Source organism: Flavobacterium solisilvae (assembly GCF_012911605.1).
GTDB classification, from domain to species: Bacteria; Bacteroidota; Bacteroidia; order Flavobacteriales; family Flavobacteriaceae; genus Flavobacterium; species Flavobacterium solisilvae.
Map to the genome: position 1 here is coordinate 158,537 of NZ_JAAMPT010000204.1, position 8,130 is coordinate 166,666.

At 33.7% G+C, this 8,130-nt stretch carries 7 protein-coding genes and 1 pseudogene; 1 reads left to right on the forward strand and 7 read right to left on the reverse strand.

Annotated elements, in window-relative coordinates; translation table 11 throughout:
• Nucleotide 1: 1 nt before the first annotated feature.
• From G6042_RS06690 to G6042_RS06720, 7 genes are all read right to left on the reverse strand, one after another.
• On the reverse strand, nucleotides 2-769 hold the full coding sequence (locus G6042_RS06690; RefSeq protein WP_169523526.1) for an ABC transporter permease subunit: 768 nt from the start codon (nucleotides 767-769) through the stop codon (nucleotides 2-4).
• A gap of 4 nt (nucleotides 770-773) precedes the next feature.
• Nucleotides 774-1,499 carry an ABC transporter ATP-binding protein gene (locus tag G6042_RS06695; protein WP_169523527.1) on the reverse strand — a complete coding sequence of 242 codons (726 nt, stop codon included), beginning with the start codon at nucleotides 1,497-1,499 and terminating at the stop codon, nucleotides 774-776.
• Entirely contained in the window at nucleotides 1,496-2,725 is a 1,230-nt protein-coding gene (locus G6042_RS06700; protein WP_169523528.1) for a nitrous oxide reductase family maturation protein NosD, read from the reverse strand. Before G6042_RS06700 ends, G6042_RS06695 begins: the two co-directional genes overlap by 4 nt.
• On the reverse strand, nucleotides 2,722-3,153 hold the full coding sequence (locus G6042_RS06705; protein WP_169523529.1) for a nitrous oxide reductase accessory protein NosL: 432 nt from the start codon (nucleotides 3,151-3,153) through the stop codon (nucleotides 2,722-2,724). Before G6042_RS06705 ends, G6042_RS06700 begins: the two co-directional genes overlap by 4 nt.
• 5 nt (nucleotides 3,154-3,158) lie before the next feature.
• Nucleotides 3,159-3,740 carry a hypothetical protein gene (locus G6042_RS06710; RefSeq protein WP_169523530.1) on the reverse strand — a complete coding sequence of 194 codons (582 nt, stop codon included), beginning with the start codon at nucleotides 3,738-3,740 and terminating at the stop codon, nucleotides 3,159-3,161.
• 51 nt (nucleotides 3,741-3,791) lie between these two features.
• The gene (nosZ, locus tag G6042_RS06715; protein WP_169523531.1) at nucleotides 3,792-5,771 is read right to left on the reverse strand and encodes a Sec-dependent nitrous-oxide reductase; all 1,980 of its coding nucleotides are present in this window, start codon (nucleotides 5,769-5,771) and stop codon (nucleotides 3,792-3,794) included.
• Nucleotides 5,772-5,833: 62 nt separating this feature from the next.
• Nucleotides 5,834-6,310 carry a c-type cytochrome gene (locus tag G6042_RS06720; protein ID WP_169523532.1) on the reverse strand — a complete coding sequence of 159 codons (477 nt, stop codon included), beginning with the start codon at nucleotides 6,308-6,310 and terminating at the stop codon, nucleotides 5,834-5,836.
• Between the two features lie 207 nt (nucleotides 6,311-6,517).
• Between G6042_RS06720 and G6042_RS06725 the strand changes: the two are divergent.
• Nucleotides 6,518-7,902: pseudogene (locus tag G6042_RS06725) on the forward strand (IS3 family transposase).
• Nucleotides 7,903-8,130 lie beyond the last annotated feature (228 nt).

Below are 8,130 nucleotides of genomic sequence, written 5' to 3' on the forward strand. Positions count from 1 at the left end.
ACTACAAATCTTTTTGGTTGAATTTTTTCAGTGAAATAAAAAATGGAATAATTGCCCATAAACAAAGTAGCAGGAAAGAAATCACTAATCCTGATGAAGTTCCGAAGAAATCTTTAAAAATGGCTCCAGTATAACCCATCATTGCCGAAACGTCAAGATGCATCAATATTTGAATTCGGGCTAAATCAATCGGACTTAAAGCAGTTAATCCTACCATGAAATTTTCTATTGGATAATCGGATAATTGGAATAAAAGAAACAAAACTATTCCGTCAAAAAGCAAGGCGAAAAACAGCCAAATCATAATGGCAATTCCTATTCCTTTGGCTTTATCACGAGTTAAAATAGAACTTAAAAATGCCAATGCTACAAAAATTACGGTGATTAAACATCCAATAATTATCATCATAAGTCCTAAACTATTTGGCGCATTGATAAGTAATGGTATTCCAGCTCCAACCATAAATGCAAATACCATAGACGACGATAATCCTAGAAATAAACTTGCCCAAATTTTTCGGCGTTTTACCGGTTGGCTCAATAATAACTCGATAAATTCGGAACTATTGTAAAGATAAATGGTAGAAAACAATACCGAAACCAACGGAACTGTAAACAGAATTACGTTAAGAATTGTGAGCAAACCTTTGGCAGAATTGTCTTCTAAAGCAAAAGAACTCCAGGAAAGTGCCGCCAAAATTAAGGTGTAAGTCAGCACAATTTTGTTCTTTAGTATATCGAGTAATATGATTTTAATAATTCGGTTCATGATGTTACGAATTTTGGTTTTTGGATTGCTTTTGCTTTAAAATACTCGCAATAGCTTTTGAAATTTTGGTTTCATTGGTTTCGGCTTTTATAACTTCTATGCTTTTATGAAAATGAACTTTTCCTTCTTGCATAAAAATAATTTCGGTAATCAAATCATCCAATTCACTCAACAAATGAGATGTTATCAAAATGAGTTTTCCGTTTTCTTTTTCGCGAATAATTTTTTCCTTCAAAATTTCAGATGCCAACGGATCTAAACCTGCTGTTGGTTCGTCTAAAATCAATACATCAGGATTGAAAAGAAAAGCCAAAACCGCGCTTACTTTTTGAGTAGTTCCGCCTGAAAGTGTTCGCATTTGCTTATCGAACATTTTTTCTAATTCAAATGCTTTTAATAAATCTTCATCCAATTCTTGGTTAGAATTTCTGATTTTTTTAATCATTTCGATAATTTGTCCAATAGTCATATTATCAGGATAACGACCAATTTGTGGCATATAACCAATGTTTTCGCGATATAAATATTCGCCAAGAATAGATTTTCCGTTGAACTCTATTAATCCACTGTTGGGAATTACCATGCCAAGAATAGACTTAATTAATGTGGTTTTTCCGCAACCATTTGGACCAATCAAAGCAATACATTGTCCTTTTTTAAACGAAAGATTGATGTCGTTTAACACCGATAGTTTTCCGAATTTTTTATTAATGTTTCGTATCGTAATCATAATGGCAGTGATTTCATTAATGGCTTGTTATCTATAAAATTATCGGGCGTTATACTGGGTAAAACTTTTTCGGATTTGTCTAAAAGTGTAATCATAAAACTTCGGAACAAAATCATTGACGACGGATTATTTTCGGTTAAAACACTAAACAAACTCAACGGATGATATGGAACGTCGCCAAAACCATCTTTGTTTAAATCATAACCTTCATATTTGTCCCAATAATTACTGTTGAACGTGTTGAGAACCAAGCTTCCGTTGGTACTAATATCAAAAGTATTTCCGAGAAAGTTGTTGTTCACAATCTCATTTTCCATACAGCTCGCTTGGATTTTCATTCCCCAACCGTTGGCTTCAAAAATATTTTTCTCAACTTTAATTCTTGATGTCCCTTCCATATATATTCCAGAAGTATTTCGGGCAAAACGGTTGTTGAAAATATAACTATCTGAGATTTCTTTGAGTAGTAATCCATAGGCCGAATCACCCCAATTTTCTTCAAAATAATTATTGAACATTTTTACATTTTTAGTAAACATAACGGCAACTCCAGCTCCGTTTCCTTTGAAAACATTAGTAATATAGGAATCGTCATTGGAAAACATAAAATGTAAACCGTAACGAATGTTATAACTGGAAATGTTTCGCCAAATGACCGATTGAGTTACAAACTCAAAGTAAATTCCATCGCGATGTCCTGAAATTTTATTTCCAATGATTTGCAGATTATCACTTTTCCAGCAATGAATTCCGTTACCAATAAGCTGTTCCTGTTTGCCATAGGCTTTAATTGTGTTGTTTTTTACAACCGCATTTTTACAATTTTGCAGATAAATTCCAAAGAAATTATTGTCAAGTATATTGTTTTCAATTACTACAAAATTCCGATCATATACTTTAATTCCGCATGGATCATCGAGCGCAGCATGACCAGAATTGATAATTTTAAATCCTTTTATCACAACGCTGTCAGCAGCGACAGAAAGCACTTCAGCTTTATTTTGACCATCAAGAACTGGAAAATTTTTGCCTAAAAATTTAATTTTTTTATTAATGATAATATTTTCTTCTTTATAAACACCTTGAGTAACGATGATGATGTCACCATCGTTAGCCAAAGCGATAGCCTGTTTTATGGTTTTTACAGGATATAATCTACCTACAGTAATAGTTTTGGCATTACTAATTAAGCAAAAGAAGAGCAAGATGTAAATTAGTTTTCTCATTTATAAGCATCATAAACTTCAGACCACGTCATAGTTTTAGCTTCAAGTTTTTTCTTAAACTCCATTTGTTCATTAACTGAGCTAAAGGCAGCGAAATTGCCTCGCATTGGCGAACTTATTTTTTCTCCATTGATAAAATGAGCCGTTTCGGCTGGAATAAGTGTATTGTCTTTTAAATAATCATTGACATAAAATGCATCGTAAGGTACGACTGTATTTGATTTTGCAAATTGAATCATACAAGCTACATCATCGAATTTATAATTTCTACCTTTTTTCGTAATCAATTCAGCTCCAAATTTTCCATTGGAAATAGTCATTTTACAAAATTCACAAGTATCAACATTTAATTTAATTGGAACTGACTCTTTTGAATTACAAGAAATTAATGTTGTAATAACAATCATATATATAAATAAAGTTTTCATTATACTTATTTTTTATTGAATTTATATTCTTTTATGACTATTGAAAACATTAATATTCCTGCAAAAGTCAACATCCATCCACCAATATCAGGAATAGAATAAGCTCCAAAATTTAAGAGTTGTTTATATCCAATAAGCGGTGGTTGATATGCCATTCCAGGAACTCTTATGGCAGCATTTGGATCAAGATTATGTCCATACTCATAGTTCCATCGATAAAAATCGATAGCAGCTAAAATAACAAATGTAACATACAAAAGCAGAAAAGAAAGTACCGCTTTTCTTTTAGCAATAAAAATCAGCAGTATTGAAATAATAGCAAATCCACCAATGATATAGGGCAAAATAGTAAATTCAAAAAAGTTTTCGGTGTGTAAAGTTGCCATACCGATGTAGTGGTTTAATCCGTTGATAATTTCTACATCACCACCAATTTTATTAGCGTGTAGTCGAAGGACAAGTCCTTCGGGATATTGTGGTGCTTCAAGTTGGATTTGCCACATTGGAACAAGTAGTGAACTGGCAAAAAGTACTGCTGTTATAAGTAATAGTACTTTGGATAATCCGGATATTTTTACATTTTTCATTTGATTTTAGAAAAAAAGGGAACAAATAAAATCCGTTCCCTTTGGTTAATTTTATTTGGTAGCCTTTGGAAGATTAGTTCCTACACTCCAAGTGAGCGGAACAGAACTTCCTGCTGGAGAAACTCTTACATAACCTTGCATTTCCTGATGCAATGCACTACAAAAATCGGTACAATATATTGGATACATACCTATTTTTTTCGGAACCCATTTTAAGGTTGCTGTTTCTCCTGGCATAATTAGTAACTCACCATTATCGGCACCTTTTACAGCAAATCCGTGTGGTACATCCCAATCTTGTTCCAAATTGGTTACATGGAAATACACTTCATCTCCTAGTTTTACTCCTTCAATATTATCTGGAGCAAAATGAGAACGAATGGAAGTCATGTAAACATCAACCCTGTTTCCTTTTCGGGTTACTTTGGCTTCTTTTTCTCCTTTGGTTACAAATGGATGATTGTTTTCAGCAATTTTATAAAACTTCAACTGACCGTTGTTTCTAATTAAATCAGCTGGTGCAGCTTGAGCATAATGTGGTTCACCAATAGTTGGAAAATCGAGTATTAACTGCATTTTATCACCGCTAATATCAAATATTTGAGCCGATTGTGCTAATTCTGGTCCTGTTGGTAAATAGCGGTCTTTTGTGATTTTATTGTAAGCAATTAAATATTTGCCAAAAGGTTTTTTACTGTCACCGCCAGGAATACAAAGATGACCTACGGAATAATAAGTAGGAACCCTGTCTAATACTTTCAGTGATTTTATATCCCATTTTACAACTTCAGAGGATACGAAAAACGTTGTATAAGCATTTCCTTTGCCGTCAAACTCAGTATGTAACGGACCTAATCCTGGTTTTTGAACTTCACCATGTAAAGCTGCTTCATATTTTACAACAGGAATTCCGCTATAATCACCTTCAAATTGTTTGTTTTTAATCGCTCTCATTAATTTATCAAAACTAAATACAGGTATTAAAGCAGCCAGTTTTCCTGAACCTACGATGTATTCACCTGTTGGATCTACGTCACAACCATGTGGAGATTTTGGACAAGGAATCATATAACAAATGTCTTTTAGTTCAGCAGAATCTAATACCAATACTTCATTCTTGATTTCAGATGTTGCTGTATGTGTTTTTTCATCCCACTTATTATGAGCATATTTCACAGCTTGTTTTTTGCCTTTTCCAGCTTTAATGTATTCTTCAGCTTTTTTCCAATTTACAGCCATGATAAAATCTTTATCACGTTGTGAAGCGTTTACTTCTAATAAAGTATTAGCTTGTTCTGTATTATAACAAGAGAAAAAGAACCAACCGTGAGATTTACCTTTTCCAGCATGAGAAAGGTCAAAATTTACTCCAGGAGTTACGATTTGGAAAGCCAAATCCATTTCGCCTTCCTTACCTACTTTTACAAAGCTGATATGACCTTTGAAGTTTTCTTTATACGTATTAATAGGAACGTCACCATTTGAATAATCTGCAGGTACACTGAAACGAGTTCCTGCCACTACATATTCTGTGTTTTCAGTAATGAATGGAGAAGAGTGATTTCCGCCACTATTTGGCAGCTCAATAATTTCGGCAGTTTTGAATGTTTTTAAATCGACACGTGCAATACGTGGTGTATTATTAGCATTACCAAAAACCCAACGTCCATCAACTTCGCCATTGGTTTGTGACATTTCAACATGATGCAAATCATCCCAAGGCACAAAACCATTAGATGTATTCAACATAGGTTTCGTTTCTTCACTATAACCCCAACCTTTTTCAGGATCAACGGAGAAAACAGGTATAACTCTAAATAACCTTCCACTTGGAAGACCATAAACGCTCAACTGTCCGCTGAAACCTCCTGACACGAAATTATAGAATTCATCGTATTTTCCTGGAGCAACGTATGCTTTTTGAGCAGCATCACCACTTACGGCATCACCAGAATTTTTTGGTTTACAAGAAGTGACTAAAGCACTCCCGAGGACAATAGCAAAAATTGCTTTTACAAACTTATTTTTCATATTATTGAATTTAAATAAGATTGGTCAGTACTTTCACGGGTTAACCAATCTCTTGTTTTGGTTTATTTTACACCGTCGTTTTTACGCATATATTCCAAAATATTTCGGGCATCATCGTCACTAAGCCCTTGATTTGGCATACGAACCAAGCATATCTCCAATTGCGCCTGAACTTCAGGATCTTTATCAATCATTGGATCAGGATTAGTTATGAAATTCATAATCCATTCCGGTTTTCTTCTTTCTGTTACACCTTTCCAACCTGGGCCTACTAATTTTTCATCGGTAAGTTTGTGGCAAGAAGTACATTTTACACTGGAAACTTCCTCTCCTTTGGAAGCCATTGCTTGATCTAAAGTTGGCCCAAGTTCTACATTGTCAAATTTTCCTTCACCTCTTTTTGGATCATAACTCGAAGGATCTGCAGATGTTGTTGCATTTTCTGTGGCTGTTGCCGGATTGTATTCCTCTGCTTCTTTTTCTTTTTTACCACAAGAAAATAGCATTACAGCTGTGATAAATACTACTAATTTTTTCATATTGTTTAGATTTAAAATAATATTCCAAAGGTCTTAATTGAATAGAGTTAATTTTATGACTATAATCATAAAGTAGGTTGTTTTTTAATAGTTTAGGAATTAAAAAAAATTAAGCATTGGTTAGTACTGTAAATCTTCAGCAAAAAGTGGACTGATTTAGTTCAAAACTAAGAGAGTGTTTTCAAAAATTATTAACTTTGAAATAGTATGAAAACACCTAAGAAAAAAACAGCAGAAAATTTCATCAAAGACATTCGTAGAAACACACGAAGAATCTTTAGTTCCGAACAGAAAATTCAAATTGTCATGGAAGCTTTACGAGCAGAAATGTCAGTTGCAGAATTATGCCGAAAGTATTCCATTAATGAATCCCAGTTTTACAAATGGAACAAAGAGTTTTTAGAAGCTGGTAAAAAGCGTTTAGCAGGCGATACCACAAGAGAAGCTACAAGTGATGAAGTGGCAGAGCTCAAGAAAGAAAATCAGGCTTTAAAAGTCATGATTGCCGATTTGGTTTTACGCTACGATATTGTAAAAAAAAGCTTAGACATGCTGGATTAACTGAAAAGTTTAAGAAATATATGCGACTTACAGTATCCGAAAAACAAGAAATCATTCACCTGGTTACTCGTTCTGAAATTGGCGTAAATCGAACACTTCGGGAGATTGGAATTAACAAGAGTACCTTTTACAATTGGTATCATGCTTACAGCGAAAATGGTGTTGAAGGATTATTTCCAACCAAAAGAGCATCAAACAGGCAATGGAACAGCATTCCACAAGAACAGAAGAATTTAGTTGTAAAATTAGCTTTAGAATATCCTGATTTATCTTCACGAGAATTAGCCTATAAAGTGACAGATGAACAGCAAATATTCCTATCAGAATCAAGCGTTTACAGAATTTTAAAGTCAAGAGGTTTAATTACAGCTCCAGCTCATATTTTTCTGAGTGCAGGTAATGAATTTACAGATAAAACAGGCTTTGTTCATCAAATGTGGTAAACGGATTTTACCTATTTTAAAATATTGGGTTGGGGTTGGTATTACTTGAGTACGGTTTTGGACGATTACAGCCGATACATTGTTCACTGGGAACTTTGCTCGAACATGAAAGCAGATGATGTAAAAAGAACCGTTGATACCGCCATTAAAAAAGGAAAATTGGTGACTAAAAAAAAACTTAAACTCTTGTCTGACAATGGCTCATGCTACATTGGAAGCGAATGAAAATTGTATTTAAAAGACAATTATCAAATGGATCAAGTTCACGGCAGACCCAATCATCCACAAACACAGGGAAAAATTGAACGCTATCACAGAACCATGAAAAATTTGGTAAAACTTGATCATTACTTCGCTCCAGAAGAATTAGAAGCTGCTATAGAAAAGTTTGTTTATCGTTATAACAATCAACGCTATCATGAATCATTAAACAACTTAACCCCAGCAGATGTGTATTTTGGAAGAGGCGAACTAATTTTAAAAGAACGTGAACGATTAAAGAAAATGGCAATTTTAAACCGAAGAAATGAGTACCAAAAATCAAAATTATCAACAAATCAAAAAAATCTTTTATCTTTGAATTATTAACTAAATACTCTCTTAGCAAAAGTCCAATTTAGTTTGAAGACGTACAATGAAGGTAAGAATGCAATGTTAGTTTTAAACAATGTAAAATGTAAAATTATTGGTCGTGTGTGCAAATTCCAGTGATATTGACCACCTAATTCCAATTTAAAGTGACCACCTGATTCCAATTCAAATTGACCACCTAATTTCGGAGCAAAATGACCACTTCCATTTTTCATTAAAAACTAC